We start from the raw sequence: 17,781 nt of genomic DNA on the forward strand, positions 1-17,781 counted from the left end.
CAGCGCCACGGCGATCGCGCCCAATCTCCCGGGGCTCTCGGCGGGGACGGTGGACGTCCAGGTTTATTTACAGACGGGGGCCGCGAGCTTCAGTCTCCTCGGCGGTAACCTCACGCTCACGGTGCGGTGAGGCGCGACAGCACAGATCGGGGCCCTTTCCCCCGGCTAGTGCCGTTCCAACTATTCGCGCCTAGGAAGGCACCGTGTACGTCGTTCGTGGACAGATTTAGTATCAACAAGTTGGAACGGCACTAGGAGCTTACGGCCGACCACTCTCCCCGACGAACGGGAGCGCGCGGTCGCCCCGCCTTCAGGAAGCGAACAACACCGACGTCGCGCCCGTGCCGGGCGGAGCCGACGTGACGCATTCCGCGCGCTCGGTGCCGCCGGCGGCGGAGGCGCCGGTCACGGTGACCGACGCCACGAAGAACCAAGGGGCCCGCGACGCCGAGCTACTTGGCCTTTGCCGCCCAGTCGGGCCGGTACTCGATCCCGACCAGCTTCATCTCGTGCAGCTTCTCGCCCCAGAGCGCCTTCTGCTTCTCCAGACCGCGGCGCTCGGTGATCTTGTCCCACTCGCGCGCGGCGGTGTCGAGAGCCTCCTTGGGCGACTTGCGCTTGGCCAGCGCCTCGGTGATCTCGAACGAGAGCTTGCGCTGGTACTCGTTGGCGCCGGGGATCACCGGGTCGGGCACCACGTGGGGGAAGCTCTTCTCGATGGCATCCAGGTACTCGTCGGCGCCCGGGAAGGCCTTCCGGAACTTCTCGGAGCGGAGGTGGGAGATCCGCCAGGGATCCATGATCGTCTTGGGGTCCATCACGATCTTGAGGCTCTGGTCCGGGTGCGAGATGAACTCCAGGACCTTCATGGTGGCTTCCTTCTTCTGGGAGTAGACGGAAACCGCCATGGCCCGGCCGGGGGTGAGGGGCGGCCGGTGGATGATCTTGCCGTCGATCTCGGCGCCGGGCACGATCCCGAAGCCGGCCTTCCCGATGATCACCGACTCGGCGGGGTTGCCGACGCGCTTGCCGGTGCTCGTCCACGAGTAGAGCATCGGCACCTCGCCCTTGATGAGCATCGTCTTGGGCTCTTCCGATTCGAAGAGGAGCACGCCGGGGGGATAGTACGGCATCGTCCGCACCATCTCCTCCAGCGCCCGGACGGCGGCGGGGCCGTTGATGAGCGGCTTCATGCTGGCGTCGAAGTACATGCCCCCGTACGAGAAGAACCGGGCGCGCCACCAGTGATAGGAGTACCCGCTGCCGCTCGGCTTGTAGGAGGCGCCGGCGCCGAAGAGCTTGCTGTCGCTGCCGTCCCACCCCCAGCCGTGGAAGAACTCCGCGGCATCGTCCCACTGCCGCCAAGTCTTGGGCGGCCGCAGCTCGTAGCCATACTTGGACTTGAACTTCGACCTGTTCTGGGGCCGCTCGAAGGCGACCTTGTTATAGAAGAGCATGTGGATGTCGCCGTCGTACGGCATGCTGACGATCTTCCCGTTGTGCCGGAGCATCAGCTTCTTGTACACGTCCGGGATATCGTCCATGACGAACTCGAGCTTGAGCTTCTGGATCCAGGGCTCCAGCGGCTCGAAGTGGCGCCCGTAGTCCGGCATGTTCGAGGGGCCGAACATGATGAGGTCCCAGGGGCTCTGGCCGCTGTTGAACTCCAGCAGGGTCTTGGCCACGAAGGCGTCGAGCGGGATCACCTCGGTCTCGATCTTGATCCCGAGCTTGTCGTAGAGGTCCTTCTCGACGAGCGAGAGCGAGTACTTCACGTACTCGGCGTTCACCACCGCCCGGATGGTGGTCCCTTCGTAGGGTCGCGCCGCCCCCACGTCGCGCACCGGGAGCACCCCGAGCGCGATAAGGCCGACCAGCGCGCTGGCCACCAACGCCATGGGCAAGAATCGTCTCATGTGAGCCCCCTTTCTTCTCCGACCGCTAGCCCTTCGTCCCGCCGAGCGCCAGCCCTTTGACCAGATATCGCTGCAGCAGGAAGGCCACCGCGAACGCCGGCAGGACGCCCAGCACCACCGAGGCCGACGCCTCGCCGTAGAACGTGTCGGTGCCCCCGCTGGTGAACGTCGTCACCAGCACCATCATGGTCTTGGTCTCGATCCCGGTCAGCACCACTGCGAACAGGAACTCGTTCCAGGTCGCGATGAAGGCGAAGAGGGCCACCACCGCCAGCCCGGGCGCGACGATGGGGACGACGACTGTGAGCAGGGCGCGCAGGCGCGAGCAGCCGTCGATCAGCGCCGCCTCCTCGATCTCGATGGGGAAATCGCGCAGGAACCCCACCATCAGCCACACCGCGAAGGGAATGTAGACGACCGTGTAGACGGTGACCAGGCCCAGGTAGCTGTTGGTGAGCCCGAGCACCTTGTACATGAGGTACACGGGGATGATGAGGGCGATGGCCGGCAGCATGCGCAGCACCAGCAGGACCACGCTGAGGAAGTCGCCGCCGAACCGCCAGCGGGCGATGCTGTAGGCCGTCGGCAGGCTGACCACCAGCGCGGCGAACATGCTGAGCGAGGAGATCAGGAGGCTGTTGGTGAAGTAGCGCGCGCCGCTCGAGTGGGTGAAGAGCCGCTGGTAGTGGGCCAGTGACGGCTCGGCGGGAATCCACACCGGCGGGTAGGCGAAGAAGTCCTCGTTGCCCTTGAGCGAGGTGGTCACGATCCAGAAGAAGGGACCGAGGAAGAAGACGAGGGCCAGGGCCAGGCCGAGGTACGTCAGCCCACTCGCCGCCCAGCGTTGGACGCGATAGCGGTTTACCCGCTGCGCGGAGACTGCCGAGGTCGTGGCAGCGACGGTGCTCATAGGTCGGAGGGGGCGACTTCACAGGCGCGCCCCCCGGGCGCGACGGCCCCCTCCCAGGCCTCCCCCAGCCCAGGTTGCGCCGGCGACGCCGGCGCTCGAGGAAGGGCGCGGGACTCTTGGATTGACACAGGATGTCTCATGCCGCCCTCGCCTCGCGGTGGCGCTGGACTCTGAGGAAGATCAGGGTCAGGATGAGCACCCCCAGGACGATCAGGTACGACAGCGCCGAGGCGTAGCTCATCCGAAAGTCGTTGAAGCCCACCAGGTAGGTGTTGAAGGCCAGCGTCTCGGTGGACCCGCCCGGCCCCCCGTAGGTGAGGATGAAGATCAGGCCGAAGAGCTTGGTCAGGTCGATCATCCGGATCATCACCGCCACGGCCATGGTGAACTTGAGCAGCGGCAGCGTGATGAACCAGAAGCTCTGCCAGGGCGTGGCCCCGTCCGCCTTGCCGGCGTCGTAGAGCTCCTGGGGGATCGACTGTAAGCCGGCGAGCAGGACGAGCATCATGAACGGCGTGTTGTGCCAGATCTCGACCAGCACCACCGCCACCGTGGCGATGAACGGCGAGGAGAACCAGTCGAAGTAGACGTCGATGATGCCGGCCTGCCGTCCAAGGTTGTTGATGGCGCCGTATTTCACGCCGAACATCATCCGCCAGGCCATGGCCGCCATGACCGGCGAGACCATCGGGGGGATGGCCAGGAGCGCGGTGAGGATCGGGCGGGCGCGGATAGGACGGTTGAGGAGGAGCGCGATTCCGAGCCCGAAGAGCAGCTCGAGCGCGAGCGATGGGGCGATGATGACCGCGGTGTTCCAGACCGAACCCCAGAACCGCGCGTCGCGGAACAGGGCCTCCGTGTAGTTCCGGAGGCCGACGAACTCGTAGTCGGGGCCGACCGAGAGGTCGAAGTTCTGCAGCGAGAGATAGAAGGCGTACAGCAGGGGGAAGACGATGACCAGCGCGATCAGAAACAGCGACGGCGAGGCGAACGCCAGCGGCTCCCACTGCTTGCGCTTCAGGGCGAAGGCGGATCCCCGCATGAGCCTCCCTCGGGGCGGCTTCGGGCCCCGCTCGGACGGTGCCGGGAGCAGACCACACGCGCCCGAGACCTGTCAAGCAAGGTCCCGGTTCTCACCCCGTCCAGGCGTACGTGCGCGCGGCCTTCTCGTTCAGCTCCGTCCCCCAGCCCGGAGCGGTGGGGATCTTCATGTGGCCGTCCTTGATCTCCGGCAGCGCCGTGAAGAGCTCGTCGCGGAGGGGGACCGCGTCGGGATCGCTCTCCATGATCTGCACGTTCGAGACGGCGGCGCACAGGTTCAGGTTCTGGAACGCCCTCGTCGGTGCGGATCGCGCAGAAGAGCCAGGGGCGCGGCGGCTTGAAGCCGGTGTCGACGGCGAACGTCTCGATGTGCGTGACCTTCACGCGGAACCTCCGGTGGTGCCGGGAGAACACCATAGGCGCCGGGGCGTGTCAAGGCTTCCTGAACTGGAGGGAGTGCCCTTCGGCGAGCGGTCCATGGGGCTCGAGCGATGTATGTTACGATGTATGCGCAATGGCCCGAATGATCCGCAAGCAAGTTTACATCGTGGCTCACCATGACCGCGTGCTCAAGGAGCGGGCCCGTCAGGACGGCGTCACCGAGGCCGAACTGATCCGTCGAAGCCTCGACCGGCTCGCCGCGGGCCCTGGCCCGGCCCCGGACCCGACGGCGTGGCAGGCGGTCGTGCGGTACGTCGCCCGGCGGCGGAAGCCGGCCAGCCGGGTCACGAGGCGGCGCTGGACGCGGAGCCAGCTCCATGATCGCTGAGGTCCTCATCGACACCAACGTGCTGGTGTACGCCTACGACGGCCGCGAGCCACGGAAGCAGGCCCGGGCGCTGGAGACGCTGGGGCCTCTGGTCGCGACCGGTCGGGGCGTCCTCTCCGCGCAGGTGCTGGGCGAGTGGTACCGTGCCGTCACCCGGAAGCTGCGTCCAGCGCTGAGCTCGGCCGATGCCGCCTCGCAGGCGGCCGCGCTGCTGCGCGCGTGGCGGGTGTTCCCGGTGACGCCGCTCGTCGTCCTCGAGGCCACGCGTGGAGCCCGGGACCACCGCCTGGACTACTGGGATGCCCAGATCTGGGCGACGGCTCGTCTCAACCAGGTCTCTGTGGTGCTCAGCGAGGACTTCGCGGACGGGCGGACCCTCGAAGGTGTGCGGTTCCGCGATCCATTCGCCCGATCTTTCACGTCCGCTGAACTGGGGATCTGACGAAGCCCGGCGCCAGCCGGTGATCTGGACGATCGGGCACGGCACGCGGTCGCTCGACGAGCTCGTCGAGCTGCTGCGCGCCCACGGCGTGACGCAGCTGGTGGACGTCCGCACCATCCCGCGCTCCCGGCGCAATCCGCAGTTCAACCGGGAGACGCTTCCCGAGAGTCTCGGCGCCGCCGGCATCGCGTACGCGCACATGCCGGGGCTGGGCGGGCTGCGCCGCCCGCGTCCCGATTCGGTCAACGGGGGGTGGCGGAACCAGGGCTTTAGGGGCTACGCCGACTACATGCAGACGCCCGAGTTCGCGAAGAACCTGGAAGCGCTCGTCGCCCTGAGCCGTCGCCGGTCCACCGCCATCATGTGCGCGGAGACGGTGCCCTGGCGCTGCCACCGCTCCCTCGTCGCGGACGCGCTGACGGTGCGCGGCCTTCCCGTCGAGCACATCGTGAGCGCCGGGCCGGCCGCGCCCCACGCGCTCACGGCCTGGGCGCAGGTGGAGGGCACGACCCTCACGTATCCGGCGAGCGGTCGCCCGCCGGCCTAGCGCCTCTTTCCTTTGGCCGGCGCCCGGAGTACAAGTTGGGCCCGGCGACTCCGCCGGGAGGAGACCACCGACGTGGCCGGACTGCTGACCGTTGCCGAGCCCCAGGCGCCCGCCGTGGCGACGCGCAGCCGGATGCTCTTCGTGGATGCGCTGCGTGGCGTCGCGCTGATCCTGATGGTGATCAACCACACGTCGCGCTGGTGGATGGACGTCTCCATGGGCTGGGGGCGCTATTACCTGGTCTACGGATCGGTGACGCTGCCGGCGGCGATCTTCCTGTTCCTGGTCGGCTTCTGCCTGCCCATCTCCTTCGGCCACCTGACAGCGGCCGAGCGCTCCGCCCCCTGGCCGGTCCTCGGCAAGTACGTCGGACGGGGTCTGGTGATCATCCTGAACGGCCTTCTCCTGAATCTCCTGGTCTTCCCGGAAGACCCGATCTGGAGCGGCGGCGTGTTACAGACGATCGGCCTCAGCATCATCGTGCTGGCGCCGGCCCTCTGGCTCGGACGCTTCCCGGCGGCACGCTACGGGCTGCTGGCGGTGGCCGCGCTGTTCTATCTCTCGTTCGTCTGGGCGTACGCCGACCTGAGCGCGTGGCTCACCCACCATCCGCTGGTCGCCAAGATCTGGTTCCTCGACTTCGCGCCGTGGCCGTGGATCAGCATGGCGCTGATCGGCCTCGTCGCCGGCTGGCGGTGGCTCGAGGCGCGCGGGCGCGGCGAGCGGGAGGAGCGGCGGTATTTCTGGATCGTCGGCCTGGTGGGCCTCGCCTGCGTCGCCGCCTTCTTCGCCTACGACTGGTGGATGCAGACGAGCCCGCGCGTCTCGTTCAGGCGCGATTTCCTCCTCAACCGTCACTGGATCCCCCGGGGCGCCACCACCCTCTGGGTGCTGGGCATGCTGGGCGGCCTGCTGGCGGCGACGTACTGGCTAATGGAGGTGAAGAAGCGCCCGCTCGCGTGGCTGGTGGTCCTCGGCCAGACCGCGCTGATGCTCTACTTCGTCCATCAACTCATCGTGCTGACCCTGATCAATCAGTACCTGGGTCTGCGCTTCAACCACTGGGGGCTCTACTGGCTGGCCAATGCCGCTCTGATGGTCGCGCTGGTGTACCTGGGCCAGGCCTGGCTGGAGATCAAGCGCGTCGCTCGCCGGCTCCGGCGGTGACCGCGGAGGAGGAGACGATGGCAGGGCTGGAGGGCAACGAACAACCTAGGGAGTCTCGGGCACCACCTGCGGCGGGCGGCGCTCGGGCGCGCGAGCGTCCGAGAGAGCACCCTCATGCCCTGGCCGTTCACGATCTCGCACTCGTGGGTCGTTCGGCTCGTCGGCATCGCCCGCATCTTGGCGACCGTGAGCGCGTGCCGGAAGGTATCGCCCAGCTGCTTCGTTTGCCCGCATCAAATGCGTGTGCGCGCGCCTCCAGGCGCGCGCGAGCCCGTCGAATGGGAGAATTCTTGCGCCGGTCCTCGCGGTGGATGAATAGACCGTCGCTTTTGGCGACCACGACCGCGAGACCGCGTCACGCCGTGCAATTCTGACGCCTGTGGATAACTGTGAAAATGTGGACAAGATGTGGGTGCGTGTTACGCGGAGGTTGCCCGCCGCGTCGTCTTGCCGCACTCGCTCGGCCCCAGCAGGGTCAGGATCGCCCCCTTCTCCACGCCGAAGGTGACCCGCGCGGCCAACCCCGGGCTTACGACACCGCACCGACGCTGGGGAGCTGCCTCCAGAGGGCGGAGAGACGGTCCAGCGCCGGTCCCGGGAGCGGACCTTTCGCCACGCAGGCGGCGGCGTACTCGAGATGCTCGAGGCTCGAGTATCCGAGCAACACCGTGGAGATCCCCTCGGTGCCCACGGCCAGGCGCAGCGACGCCTCCACCAGGCTCTCCACGTGTCCTTCCCGCACGAGCGCGCCGAGCATCTGCGCGCGCCGCACGTCGCTGGCGTAGTCGGGCCCCGAGGCGATCGGCTCCACCTTGGGCGCCGCGATCGGGTGGCGGGCGGGGGAGCCGCTCAGCGCGCCAGCCGCGGCCACGCGGATGGCGATCACTCCCATCCCCTGCGCCTTCGTGCGCCGGAGGAGACCGCGGAAGTCCTGGGCCGGGAACCCCGCGGGCACCTCCAGGCCGGCGCTGGGATTGAGCAGGTTGTAGCAGACCTGCGCCGTGTCCAGCACGCCCGCATCGATCACGCGGTGCAAGGCCTCGGTCTCCCCGAGCGCGGTGATGCCGTAGAAGCGGATCTTGCCCTGCTGCCGGAGCTTGTCGAGCGCGGGGACGACGGCGCCCAGCAACATCCGAGCGTCGATGTCGCCGTCACGTCGCTCGAGCACGATGCGGTTGTGGAGCTGCAGGAGGTCGACCCCCTCGAGACCGAGCCGCTGGAGACTCGCCTCCAGCGAGCGGGCGACGGCGCCGGCGATGTTCTCGACGGGCCCGGGATCCAGGCGGAACTTGGTGCCCACGTACACGGGAGCCTTCACGGCCTTGAGCGCCTGGCCCAGGTGACGCTCGGACAAGCCGTCGCCGTACGAGGGGGCGGTGTCGAAGTAGTTGATGCCGAGCTCGACCGCCCGGGCGACGGCGCGCTCCCGTTCCGCGGGCGTGCCGCGAACCATGAGCCCGCCGACGTTGCCGCAGCCGAAGCCCAGCGCCGAGACCTTGAGGCCCGTCTTTCCGAGAGTTCGATAGTCCATCGCCATCGTCCCTAAGGCTGGAGCAGACCGATCTCGCGCAGGTACCGCCGCACGCCCGGGTGGATCAGCTCGGGGCGCGGCGCCGCCGCCACCGTGTTGGCGGCCGTCGTCTCGCGCGCCTGGGGCAAACGCGCGGCCAGCGCCGCCTGGCCGCGGTGGAGCGCCCGCGCCAGCCGGTGCGCGAGCTCGTCCGGCAGCGTGGGGCGCGCCATGATGAAGCTCCAGGATCCCACCGACACGATCGGCGTGTCCTGACCCGGATAGGAGCCGGCCGGAACCGTCATCACCTTGAGGAAGGGGTGCCTGGCCTGGATGCGCTTGATGCCGTCCGCGTCCGGCGCGATGAAGCGCGCGCCGGCGGGCCCACGGGCGACCAGCGCGAACCCCGGCCAGCCGACGCCGGCGCCCCACAGCGCCGTGACGCGCCCGTCCATCACCAGCTTCGGTCCGTCGGCCGCCTGGTCCAGGAACACCGCCTGGAAGTCCCGCTGCTGGTCGAGGCCGAGCCCGTCCAGGACGTACCGCGCGAGGATGACGAGCCCCGAGCCGCGGGCGCCGAAGGCGACGGGCTGGCCCGTGAGGTTCCCGATCGTGCGCGCCGGCGAGTCGCCGCGAACGACGAACATGCCCGGCGAGGAGTACATGGCGGCGAGGATCAGGAGGTTCGCCGGCGGCCGGCCGATGCTGCTCAGAGCCTCGTGGGCCACCTCGCCCTGCACGAGGGCGATGTCGAGCTGCCCAGCCTCCAGGAGCGGCACGTTCTCGGTGCTCCCCTTGGTGTGGCGTGTCTGGACGTCCAGCGTGGGATCGATCTCGTTGATGCTCGCGGCCACGGCGTTGCCGTACACGGGAAAGCCGCCGCCCGGCGTGGCGGTCCCGAGGCTGACGACGTCCTTCTGGGCCTGAGCGGCGGTGGCGCTCATCTGGCGTACCGTATCACACCACGCCGCCGCCGGGCTCGTCAGCGGCGCGAGGGCCGTCACGCGAGCGTCATCGTCAGGGCCTCGTAGCGCCGGTCCCGGATGTGCCCGGTCAGGCCCCACGACTCCGCGAACCTGATCGCCTCCTCGAACTCCGCGTGCGTGTACGGCTCGAAGAACAGCAGCTCGCCCAGGCCGAAGGTACCGTAGTCGTAGTCGCCGCGCAGCTCCGGCGGCACGTTGCGCACCCACAGGTGCAGATGCTTGCCGGGATGGGCCCGCAGCTCGTCGTCGGCCCGCCGGAGCGCGCGGAAGTACGCCGTGAGGATGCCTGGCTCGAGCCGCTCGTGGACCCAGAAGAGCGTCTTGAACTCCGCCAGCGCCAGCTTGCGCAGCCCGCGTATCTCGGCGATCGGGATCTCGGGGTCCAGCAGCGTGGCGGCCTCGAGCTCGCCGGCCAGCAGCCCCAGCAGGCGGCGTCCCGGCCCGCCGTAGTTGTGGATGACGATCTGATCGCGGGGCAGGACCTTCTCCAGCGTCTGCAGCGTGGTGAAGTGGCTGCCGGCCATGATGCCCACGCCCACCGGAACGCCGCGCAGATCGCTGAGCCGCGCCCGCGCCGATCCCGGCCGCACGTAGATCCCGAAGCGCGCCACGCCGTACACGTCAGGCACGAACTTGCCCATGCCGGCGCCGGCGTTGCAGACGCTTCCCCAGTGACACGCAGAGTTGGCGACCAGGGTGCCCTCGACGAAGGGCTTGTCTTGCGGCCGGGTCTTGTAGGCGTCGCCCCGGTGCCCGCTCACGCGGTGCATGACGTCGTCGAGCAGCTCGGGCTCGAGCCCCTCGGCCTCGAAGTAGCCCTCCTCCAGCGCGATCCACTCCTGGAGCCGCATGAAGTGCGGAACGATCTTGACCCGCGTGCGTTCGGCCTGCCGCGTCATGGCGTGCCCTCCTGAGCCGCGCCAGATCTTATCCTAGTGCCGTTCCGGCACTAGGCGGGGGTTCCCGCGCGGCGGCAAGACGTCGGCCCCAAGAGGTGAGGTGAGCACGAGTGCCTGAGCCGAAGAGTTCCGAACGACCACCCGTCGCGCTGATCACGGGCGCGGGTCGCGGGATCGGGCGCGCGACGGCCGAGGCCTTCGCCCGCGAGGGCTACGCCGTCTCCCTCGCCGAGCTGCGTCCGACGCTGGGCCTGCGCACCGAGCGGGCGCTCCGGAGGGCCGGCGCGACCGCGATGTTCCTTCGAACCGATGTCGCCGATCCCGTGTCGGTCCAGCGGACGGTGCGCGCGGTACTCCGCCGCTGGGGCCGGCTCGACTGTGTGGTGAACAACGCGGGAGTGCTGCGAGCCGGGCCGCTGGCGACCCTACCGCTGCGTGCGCTCGAGCGGACGCTCGCCGTGAACCTTCGCGGTCCCCTGGTCGTCAGCCGTGCGGCGCTTCCCGCGATGCTCCGCCAAGGCACCGGCGCCATCGTCAACGTCGCCTCGCTCCTCGGCAAGACCGGGATGGCCGACTTCGCCGTGTACTGCGCCAGCAAGTTCGGCGTCGTCGGGTTCACCGAGGCGCTCGCCGAAGAGCTCGCCGGCACCGGCGTGCGCGTCTGGGCCGTGTGCCCGGGGCTGGTGGACACCGAGATGGCTCGCCGAGCCGTCGGCGTCAGCGGCCGTCAGCGGGCGGGGCTGATCAGGCCCGAGTCGGTCGCGCGCGTGATCGTTGATCTCGCGACGGGCCACCGGCGCGCCCCCAGGGGCGCAGCGGTCGATGTCACCCGCTGATGAGCTCTTCGCCACCGGGCCAAACTGAGCCCAGGACAGACGCCTGGGCAGGCCCTCACACGGTCTCACGCGACAGAGGCAAGGGCTAACCGGAGCGTTCGGCGTATCGCGTCAGCGCGGGTCTGGAACTGATGCTGGATTAGGGGTTCCAGACGTGTAAAATGTGGGCTCTGATGAAAAGACCGGTCGCCACGAAGCCTAAGGTGGTGCCGCTCTGGCGCGCCCGGGCGCACCGCCCCCCAACCGGCGGATGTGCCAAGTGCGGCAGCACCTACGTCGCGCGCGAGCCGGCGTTCATCCACTGCCGCTTCTGCGGCAGCCTGAGCCGCATCCCGAACGGATCGCTGCTCGACCAGGAGGTCTTCGAGATCCGCTCCGGTCTTCGCCTCGCATCCTAGTCGCCCCCCGACCCCGCACTTCCGTCCGCGGCCCCTTTGACCATGCCGTCGTCTGCCGCCTAGTGCCGTTCCAACTATTCGCGCCTAGGAAGGCACCGTGTACGTCGTTCGTGGACAGATTTAGTATCAACAAGTTGGAACGGCACTAGACTTACCGCATCCATGATCGATTCCATCCATCACCTTCGAGGCGATGCAAACGGGCGGCGGGACGAAAATCTCCTGAGGCGTCAGGATCATCAGAGCGGAGGCGAACATGCGCATTGCATTCATCGGACTGGGAAACATGGGTGGGCCGATGGCCCTGAACTTGATGAAGGCCGGCCACAGCCTCGTCGTTCACGACGTCCGCAAGGAGACGGCGGCGCCTCACCTGGAGCGCGGCGCCACGTGGGCCGACAGCCCGCGGGCCGCCGCGCAGGATGTCGAGCTGATCCTGACGTCGCTCCCGGGCCCCCCGGAGGTGGAAGCCGTCGCGCTCGGGGAAAACGGCATCATCCACGGCGCCGCACCGGGGGCCGTTTACGCCGATCTCTCCACCGGGTCGCCGAGCCTCATCCGCCGCATTCATGCTCTCTTCAAGGCGAAAGGCGTCCACATGCTCGACGCGCCGGTGAGCGGCGGCGTGTGGGGCGCCCGGAGTGGCAAGCTGCAGGTGATGGTCGGCGGCGACGAGAAGCTCTTCCGGCAGATCAAGCCCGCTCTGGAGGCGATCGGCGACAAGGTCGGCCTGATGGGCGGCATCGGCTGCGGGACGATCGCCAAGCTCGTCCACAACATGATCGGGATCTGCACGCGGCAGGTGGTCGCCGAGGCTTTCACCCTGGGCGTCAAGGCCGGGGTGCGTCCGGAGGCGCTGCTGGCCGCCGTCAAGGGCGGGTCGTTCGGTCAGGGACTGCTGCTCACGCAGGTGCTGCCCGAGATCGTCTTCAAGGGCGACTTCGATACCGTCCGCTTCGCGCTGCGCCTGGCCCGCAAGGACCTGGGGCTCGCGACCGAGCTGGCCCGGGAGTGCAACGTGCCGATGGAGATGGCGGCGCTGGCCGAGCAGACTCTGGTGGAGGCCCTGGCCCGTGGCTGGGGCGACAAAGACTTCTCGGCGCCCTTCATGATTCAGGAGGAGCGGGCCGGCGTCCGAGTGCGCACGTAGGACTCACGTTACCGGCTGCCCTCAGATAAGCCACGGGTCGTCGCTCGGCGTCTCCGGCAGTTGGATGGGCGGAGGCTCGGCAGGCTCCACGGACAGAATCGCGAGGTCGAGCTGCTCCAGCTTTTCACGAAGCTCGCCCAGGGCTCCGTCGATTTTGTCGTCGGGCAGGAGCATCGCCTGCGTCTCGACGGTCGCCTGGATCTTGATCCGCCTGAAGGTAGGCATAGTAGGCATCGGGAAACCTCCCCTCCGAATGGGGGAGTCGCATATTCGATGCCTAACCCCTCGGCGGCAGATTGATGGCAATTCAAGGCCTTGCCGGACAAGATCCCATGCGGCGTGCCAGAAAGGCCCAGCGTTCGATGCCATCCCGGCTCTCGGCCGCGTGCCTCCCAGCCGGGTCAGCGGTTTCTGAGCCGCGGGTTCAGCGCGTCGTTGAGGCCTTCGCCCAGGAGGTTGATCGCGAGCACCGTCATCAAGATGGCGACGCCGGGGATCGTGCAGAGCCACCAGGCGCTCCGGAGAAACGTCCGCCCGGCGCCGATCATGAAGCCCCAGCTCATCGTGTTCGGGTCGCCCAGCCCCAGGAAAGAGAGCGCGGACTCGATCAGGATCGCCGTGGCGACGATGAGCGAGCCGGTGACGACGATGGGCGAGAGGCAGTTGGGCAGGATGTGGCGGAAGATCACCCGCGCGTCGCTCATGCCCAGGCCCACACACGCCTGCACGAACTCGCGGCTGCGCATGCCGAGGAACTCGCCGCGGACGAGGCGGGCCACCGGCGGCCAACTCACCACCGCGATGGCGATGACGATGCTCTTGATCGAGGGCGTGATGATCGCCACCAGCAGGATCGCGAAGAGGAACGTGGGGATGGTCTGGAAGAACTCCGTCGCCCGCATGAGGACGTCGTCGACCGAGCCCCCGTAGTAGCCGGCGCAGCCCCCGATCAGTGTGCCGAGGAGGACGGCGACGGCCGTGGCCAGCACGCCGATCATCAGCGACGTCCGCGCGCCGTGCGCGATGCCCGCCGCCACGTCGCGCCCGAGCTGGTCGGTGCCGAAGAGGCGCTCGCCGAAGGGCGCCAGGAAGGGTCGGTCGACCTGGCGGAAGGGGCTTCCCGGGAAGGCGACCGGGGCTGCCGCCGCCACCAGGACGATGAGCGCCAGGAGCGCCGTCCCGAAGATGGCGGCACGGCTCCGCGCGAAGCGGCGCCCGAACGCTCTCATCGCCGCGCTCCCGCCTTCATCCGAGGTGGATCCGCGGATCGAGAAGCGTGTAGGTGAAGTCCACCGCGAGGTTGACGGCGATCACCAGGCAGGTCGAGAGGAGGAAGATCCCCATCAACAGATTGAGGTCGCGGGCGAAGAGCGACTGGAACGCCAGCAGGCCGAGGCCCGGCCAGGCGAAGACCGACTCCACGACGATCGAGCCGCCCAGCAGGCTCCCCACCTGCACGCCGGCCATGGTGACCACCGGGAGGATCGCGTTGCGCAGCACGTGGGCCAGGACGATCCGCCGCTCGCTGAGCCCCTTGGCCCGCGCCGTCGCCACGTAGTCCATCCCCGCCTGCTCCAGGATCGCCGCGCGCATCAGCCGCGTGTAGAGCGCCATGTAGAAGAGCGAGAGCGTGAGCGCCGGTAGCACCAGGTGGTGCGCGATGTCGAGGACGCGCCGCCAGCCCCCGTAGAACGCCGCCACCGTCTCCATCCCGCTGGTGGGAAACCAGCCGAGCCTGAGCGAGAAGACCACGATCAGCATCAGGCCGATCCAGAAGAGCGGTGTCGCGTAGGAGACCAGGGCCAGGACGGAGATGAGCGTGTCGCGCCAGCTGTGCACGCGCACCGTCGCCAGGAGCCCCAGCCCGATGCCGGCGCTCACCGAGAGCACGAGCGCGACGCCCATCAGCAGGAGCGTCGGCCCGAGGCGCGCCAGGATGAGGTCGAGCACCGGCATGCTGTGGCGGAAGGAGAAGCCGAGGTTCAGCGTGAGGACGTTCGTCACGTAGAGGACGAGCTGGGTGCCGAGCGGCCGGTCGAGGCCGAAGCGCGCGCGGAGCTGGGCCATGTACTCCGGCGAGGCGGAGCCGGCCTCGCCGGCCAGCACATCGGCGGCGTCGCCGGGCGCCAGGTGGAGCATGAAGAAGTTCAGGACGACGATCGTGAGCAGGACCGGTACCGCCTGCAACAGGCGCCGCAGGAGGTAGCTGGCGCGGCCGCGCCCCGCGCTCATGCGCCGGGCCGCGGCGCGGGGAGGGCAGGGGGTGGCTCGACCACGAGGCCGGCGGCCATTTGTCGTGTCGCGGCTGGGCTCCATCTGGGGGGCAGGGGCGTGTGCTCGGGCGGCGGGAACGGGTCTCGCCACCCCTTGTTATCCCCGCGCCGCGGCCCCCCGCCCGGGCCACCGGTCATGCTCGGCGTGCCGCTTCTACTTGTCGAGGTACGCCCGATCGAACGTGGTGTAGATGCCGAGCGGACTGACAATGAGGTCCTTGAACTGCTTGTGGTACACGGTGACGAAGTGGAGCTCGTGCACCCACACGATCGGCGCCGCCTCCACCACGAGCTGCTGGAACTCCTTGTAGAGCGCGGCGCGCTTCTTGGGGTTCTGCTCGACCGTCGCCTGGTCCATGAGCTGGTCCGTCCGCGGCGACGACCAGCGGGTCAGGTTCACGAAGACCGTACCCGGCCGGATCTGGTTCGAGTGGTAGAGACGGTGGACGCCGATGACCGGGTCGGCCAGGCCCTGGATCCAGTTGTTGGTGAGCTGGAAGTCGTAGTCGGTGTAGAGGCGGCGCAGCCAGGTGGGCACGTCCTCGTAGCGGAGCGTGGCCTTGATCCCGATCTCGGCCAGCACCTGCTGGACATATTCGCCGAAGCGCTGCCACTCCTCGCCGTAGGGCGTGAGATCGTGGACGATCTCGAAGCGGACGCCGCCGGGGCCGCGCTTGAATCCGGCCTCGTCCAGGAGCTTGTTGGCGACCTCGATCCCGTTGGGCACGTGGTAGCTCTTCACCTCGGGCGTATAGAGGCCGGTGACGGCGAAGTTCGAGCTGATGGGACCGGTGGCCGGCTTGCCGAAGCCGAACCAGACGTTGTCGATGACGAACTGGCGGCTGATCGCGTAGGAGACGGCCTGGCGGACCTTCAGGTTGTCGAAAGGCGCGCGCCTGGTGTTGAAGTCGAGCTCGACGATGGGCGAGGACATCTCGTAGCCGCGCGTGGTGGCCGCGATGTGGGGCAACTTCTCCAGCGTCCGCACGTCGCTGTAGGGGATGGCGCCGAAGCCGCCGAGGTGGGCCTCGCCCTTCTCGATGGCCGCCGTCCGCGTCGCGGAGTCGGCCACGAAGCGGGCGACGATCCGGTCGAGATAGGGCCGCCCCTTCCGCCAATAGTCGGGGTTGCGGTCGAGCCGCATGTACTGCCCGCGCTGCCACTCGACGAACTTGAAGGGCCCGGTGCCGATGGGGGCGTTGGCGTACTTGCTGCTCTTGACGTCGGTGCCCTCGAACAGGTGCCGGGGGACGATCGGCGACTCGTAGCCCGAGAGCGCCATCATCAGGTAGGGCGCGGGATTCTGGAGCTTGAAGACGGCGGTGTGCTCGTCGGGCGTGTCGATGTCGGTGACGTCGCGGAAGGTGAGGGCTCCGCGCGGATGGACCTTCCGGAGCACCTCCAGCACGCTGAACTTCACGTCCGCGCTGGTGAAGGGCTTGCCGTCGTGGAAGCGTATGCCCTTCTGGAGCTTGAAGGTGATGGTCTTGCCGTCGCCGCCGACCTTCCAGGACTCCGCCAGGCCGGGGATGGGCTTCAGATTGAAGTCGTACTCGAGCAGCCCCTCGTATACTTTCGTCGCCACCTGGCCGATCGGGCCGGAGGTCGAGAGGTAGGCGGCCAGCGTGGGCGGCTCGGGCTGCACCAGCATGACGAGGGTGCCGCCGTGCTTCTGGGCCGAGGCGGCGTCGGGCAGGAGGAGGAGCCCCGCGACCGCTGTCAGCAGGGACGCTCGGACCAGTCGGGCGAACATCATGTCGGCACCTCCATCAGGCGATTGTTGCCCGGCGACGCAGGCGTGATATTAGGTCAGCGCGGAGGGCCGGCGCAATGGAGACGACGGAGGGCGAAAGGGCAGGAGGACGGGGCATGACGACCGAGGGCTGGTTCGACGCCGTCACCACCGAGCTGCACGCGCGGAGCCCCTTCCGGCGCTCCGAGTACTTCAAGCGCTTCGCGGACGGCGCGCTGACGCGCGAGCAGGTCTGGGGCCACATCGGGCAGCACTATCTGCTCGTCGCCTGGTTTCCGCGGATCTTCAGCGGCATTCATGCCCGCTGCGACGACCTCGAGGTCCGGAAGGATTGCTCCCGGCACCTCCTGGTCGAAGACTTGGGTTTCTTTCACGGGCAGGTGGGCGGCACGCCCGATCACGACGAGCTCTTCCGGCGCATCGGCGACGACCTCGGGTACGGGCGCGACGTGTACGACCGCCTCGTCCCCGTCCCCGAGATGGCGGCGATCCTCGAGTTCTTCCGGCGCCTGGCCCAGGAGGTCCCCTGGAGCGCGGCGCTGTGCGCCACCGCGTTCCTCGAGGAGGAGGTCGTCGAGATCTCGCGCACGGTCGGCCGCGCCCTCGTGCAGCATTACGGCTGCCGGCCGGAGTGGGGCGGCCTGAACTACGCGGTCCACGAGGCGGTCGAGATGGAAGAGTCCGGCGAGACGACGAAGACGATCCTCGCCCATCTCCGGACCCCGGCGGACCGCGAGGCCGCCGAGAGCGCGATGCGCGAGATGCACCGCCTGCTCGAGGCCTATGCCGAAGGGCTCGCCCGGCGCCATCTATAGGGCTGAGGGCGGGGGAGGGGCGAGGCTAGTGCCGTTCCAACTATTCGCGCCTAGGAAGGCACCGTGTACGTCGTTCGTGGACAGATTTAGTATCAACAAGTTGGAACGGCACTAGACGCGGATCAGCTGTAGACGCCGTACTCGACGCGATGGAGAACCTGGCACGGCGGGAATCGTCTCACCGCGACGAACGAATGCCAAACGATAGCGAACGCCAGCCGGGCTGCGTGGCATTGCGGGGACTCTCCAGATCGCCAGCTCAACGATGCTACCCTCCTCGTCGATCACCTTCTGGCCGGCCCCTCGGGTCCCATCGAGCGCGCGGCACCGAGTGCCACTTGACGTGGACCCTCTTTGGGCCAATCCTCT

The 17,781-nt window shown here is 68.5% G+C and carries 18 protein-coding genes and 1 pseudogene; 8 read left to right on the forward strand and 11 right to left on the reverse strand.

Features of this window, described 5'->3' with window-relative positions; genetic code table 11:
* Positions 1-452: 452 nt before the first annotated feature.
* The 4 genes and pseudogenes from VGV13_16030 to VGV13_16045 all read right to left on the reverse strand — a co-directional run bounded on the left by VGV13_16030 (position 453) and on the right by VGV13_16045 (position 4,157).
* A complete protein-coding gene (locus VGV13_16030) occupies positions 453-1,916 on the reverse strand; it encodes an extracellular solute-binding protein (protein HEV8642600.1) in 1,464 nt (487 codons plus the stop codon).
* 25 nt (positions 1,917-1,941) lie between these two features.
* Positions 1,942-2,826 carry a carbohydrate ABC transporter permease gene (locus VGV13_16035; GenBank protein HEV8642601.1) on the reverse strand — a complete coding sequence of 295 codons (885 nt, stop codon included), beginning with the start codon at positions 2,824-2,826 and terminating at the stop codon, positions 1,942-1,944.
* 136 nt (positions 2,827-2,962) lie between these two features.
* The gene (locus VGV13_16040; protein HEV8642602.1) at positions 2,963-3,868 is read right to left on the reverse strand and encodes a sugar ABC transporter permease; all 906 of its coding nucleotides are present in this window, start codon (positions 3,866-3,868) and stop codon (positions 2,963-2,965) included.
* Positions 3,869-3,959: 91 nt separating this feature from the next.
* Positions 3,960-4,157, reverse strand: a pseudogene (locus VGV13_16045) (enolase C-terminal domain-like protein).
* Positions 4,158-4,381: 224 nt separating this feature from the next.
* On the opposite strand from VGV13_16045, the gene VGV13_16050 reads away from it, so the two are divergent.
* From VGV13_16050 to VGV13_16065, 4 genes are all read left to right on the forward strand, one after another.
* On the forward strand, positions 4,382-4,636 hold the full coding sequence (locus VGV13_16050) for a hypothetical protein (GenBank protein HEV8642603.1): 255 nt from the start codon (positions 4,382-4,384) through the stop codon (positions 4,634-4,636).
* The gene (locus tag VGV13_16055; GenBank protein ID HEV8642604.1) at positions 4,626-5,078 is read left to right on the forward strand and encodes a PIN domain-containing protein; all 453 of its coding nucleotides are present in this window, start codon (positions 4,626-4,628) and stop codon (positions 5,076-5,078) included. Before VGV13_16050 ends, VGV13_16055 begins: the two co-directional genes overlap by 11 nt.
* 19 nt (positions 5,079-5,097) lie before the next feature.
* Positions 5,098-5,625 (forward strand): DUF488 domain-containing protein, encoded by a 528-nt coding sequence (locus tag VGV13_16060; GenBank protein HEV8642605.1) that lies wholly within the window; start codon positions 5,098-5,100, stop codon positions 5,623-5,625.
* Positions 5,626-5,697: 72 nt separating this feature from the next.
* Positions 5,698-6,792, forward strand: a complete 1,095-nt coding sequence (locus VGV13_16065; GenBank protein HEV8642606.1) for a heparan-alpha-glucosaminide N-acetyltransferase domain-containing protein — start codon at positions 5,698-5,700, stop codon at positions 6,790-6,792.
* Positions 6,793-7,321: 529 nt separating this feature from the next.
* On the opposite strand, the gene VGV13_16070 is transcribed toward VGV13_16065, so the two are convergent.
* From VGV13_16070 to VGV13_16080, 3 genes are read right to left on the reverse strand one after another with little or no spacing between them, the layout of a single operon-like run.
* The gene (locus VGV13_16070; GenBank protein ID HEV8642607.1) at positions 7,322-8,323 is read right to left on the reverse strand and encodes an aldo/keto reductase; all 1,002 of its coding nucleotides are present in this window, start codon (positions 8,321-8,323) and stop codon (positions 7,322-7,324) included.
* Between the two features lie 11 nt (positions 8,324-8,334).
* The gene (locus VGV13_16075; protein HEV8642608.1) at positions 8,335-9,246 is read right to left on the reverse strand and encodes a TAXI family TRAP transporter solute-binding subunit; all 912 of its coding nucleotides are present in this window, start codon (positions 9,244-9,246) and stop codon (positions 8,335-8,337) included.
* Positions 9,247-9,302: 56 nt separating this feature from the next.
* Entirely contained in the window at positions 9,303-10,187 is an 885-nt protein-coding gene (locus VGV13_16080) for a hypothetical protein (protein HEV8642609.1), read from the reverse strand.
* A gap of 110 nt (positions 10,188-10,297) precedes the next feature.
* Here VGV13_16080 and VGV13_16085 point away from each other — a divergent pair, with 110 nt between their 5' ends.
* The 3 genes from VGV13_16085 (at position 10,298) to VGV13_16095 (ending at position 12,571) form a co-directional block, all read left to right on the forward strand.
* Positions 10,298-11,023, forward strand: a complete 726-nt coding sequence (locus tag VGV13_16085) for an SDR family oxidoreductase (protein HEV8642610.1) — start codon at positions 10,298-10,300, stop codon at positions 11,021-11,023.
* A gap of 173 nt (positions 11,024-11,196) precedes the next feature.
* Positions 11,197-11,421, forward strand: a complete 225-nt coding sequence (locus VGV13_16090) for a hypothetical protein (protein ID HEV8642611.1) — start codon at positions 11,197-11,199, stop codon at positions 11,419-11,421.
* Positions 11,422-11,677: 256 nt separating this feature from the next.
* Positions 11,678-12,571, forward strand: coding sequence for an NAD(P)-dependent oxidoreductase (locus VGV13_16095; GenBank protein HEV8642612.1), 894 nt, complete (start codon positions 11,678-11,680; stop codon positions 12,569-12,571).
* Positions 12,572-12,592: 21 nt separating this feature from the next.
* Here the strand turns inward: VGV13_16095 and VGV13_16100 are convergent, their stop codons facing one another.
* The 4 genes from VGV13_16100 to VGV13_16115 all read right to left on the reverse strand — a co-directional run bounded on the left by VGV13_16100 (position 12,593) and on the right by VGV13_16115 (position 16,600).
* On the reverse strand, positions 12,593-12,796 hold the full coding sequence (locus tag VGV13_16100; GenBank protein HEV8642613.1) for a hypothetical protein: 204 nt from the start codon (positions 12,794-12,796) through the stop codon (positions 12,593-12,595).
* A gap of 176 nt (positions 12,797-12,972) precedes the next feature.
* Positions 12,973-13,800, reverse strand: a complete 828-nt coding sequence (locus VGV13_16105; GenBank protein HEV8642614.1) for an ABC transporter permease — start codon at positions 13,798-13,800, stop codon at positions 12,973-12,975.
* A 16-nt stretch (positions 13,801-13,816) separates the two neighbouring features.
* Positions 13,817-14,803 carry an ABC transporter permease gene (locus VGV13_16110; protein HEV8642615.1) on the reverse strand — a complete coding sequence of 329 codons (987 nt, stop codon included), beginning with the start codon at positions 14,801-14,803 and terminating at the stop codon, positions 13,817-13,819.
* Between the two features lie 195 nt (positions 14,804-14,998).
* Positions 14,999-16,600 (reverse strand): ABC transporter substrate-binding protein, encoded by a 1,602-nt coding sequence (locus VGV13_16115; protein ID HEV8642616.1) that lies wholly within the window; start codon positions 16,598-16,600, stop codon positions 14,999-15,001.
* Positions 16,601-16,713: 113 nt separating this feature from the next.
* On the opposite strand from VGV13_16115, the gene VGV13_16120 reads away from it, so the two are divergent.
* Positions 16,714-17,412, forward strand: coding sequence for an iron-containing redox enzyme family protein (locus tag VGV13_16120; GenBank protein HEV8642617.1), 699 nt, complete (start codon positions 16,714-16,716; stop codon positions 17,410-17,412).
* Positions 17,413-17,781: the final 369 nt, after the last annotated feature.

It is taken from the genome of Candidatus Methylomirabilota bacterium (assembly GCA_036001065.1).
In the GTDB taxonomy this organism is placed as follows: domain Bacteria; phylum Methylomirabilota; class Methylomirabilia; order Rokubacteriales; family CSP1-6; genus MNEF01.

Coding starts and splice junctions, on each gene's coding strand:
- VGV13_16030 (HEV8642600.1), bottom strand. CDS start 1,916: ATGAGACGATTCTTGCCCATGGCGTTGGTGGCCAGCGCGCTGGTCGGC.
- VGV13_16035 (HEV8642601.1), bottom strand. CDS start 2,826: ATGAGCACCGTCGCTGCCACGACCTCGGCAGTCTCCGCGCAGCGGGTA.
- VGV13_16040 (HEV8642602.1), bottom strand. CDS start 3,868: ATGCGGGGATCCGCCTTCGCCCTGAAGCGCAAGCAGTGGGAGCCGCTG.
- VGV13_16050 (HEV8642603.1), top strand. CDS start 4,382: ATGGCCCGAATGATCCGCAAGCAAGTTTACATCGTGGCTCACCATGAC.
- VGV13_16055 (HEV8642604.1), top strand. CDS start 4,626: ATGATCGCTGAGGTCCTCATCGACACCAACGTGCTGGTGTACGCCTAC.
- VGV13_16070 (HEV8642607.1), bottom strand. CDS start 8,323: ATGGACTATCGAACTCTCGGAAAGACGGGCCTCAAGGTCTCGGCGCTG.
- VGV13_16075 (HEV8642608.1), bottom strand. CDS start 9,246: ATGAGCGCCACCGCCGCTCAGGCCCAGAAGGACGTCGTCAGCCTCGGG.
- VGV13_16080 (HEV8642609.1), bottom strand. CDS start 10,187: ATGACGCGGCAGGCCGAACGCACGCGGGTCAAGATCGTTCCGCACTTC.
- VGV13_16090 (HEV8642611.1), top strand. CDS start 11,197: ATGAAAAGACCGGTCGCCACGAAGCCTAAGGTGGTGCCGCTCTGGCGC.
- VGV13_16095 (HEV8642612.1), top strand. CDS start 11,678: ATGCGCATTGCATTCATCGGACTGGGAAACATGGGTGGGCCGATGGCC.
- VGV13_16100 (HEV8642613.1), bottom strand. CDS start 12,796: ATGCCTACCTTCAGGCGGATCAAGATCCAGGCGACCGTCGAGACGCAG.
- VGV13_16105 (HEV8642614.1), bottom strand. CDS start 13,800: ATGAGAGCGTTCGGGCGCCGCTTCGCGCGGAGCCGTGCCGCCATCTTC.
- VGV13_16110 (HEV8642615.1), bottom strand. CDS start 14,803: ATGAGCGCGGGGCGCGGCCGCGCCAGCTACCTCCTGCGGCGCCTGTTG.
- VGV13_16115 (HEV8642616.1), bottom strand. CDS start 16,600: ATGATGTTCGCCCGACTGGTCCGAGCGTCCCTGCTGACAGCGGTCGCG.
- VGV13_16120 (HEV8642617.1), top strand. CDS start 16,714: ATGACGACCGAGGGCTGGTTCGACGCCGTCACCACCGAGCTGCACGCG.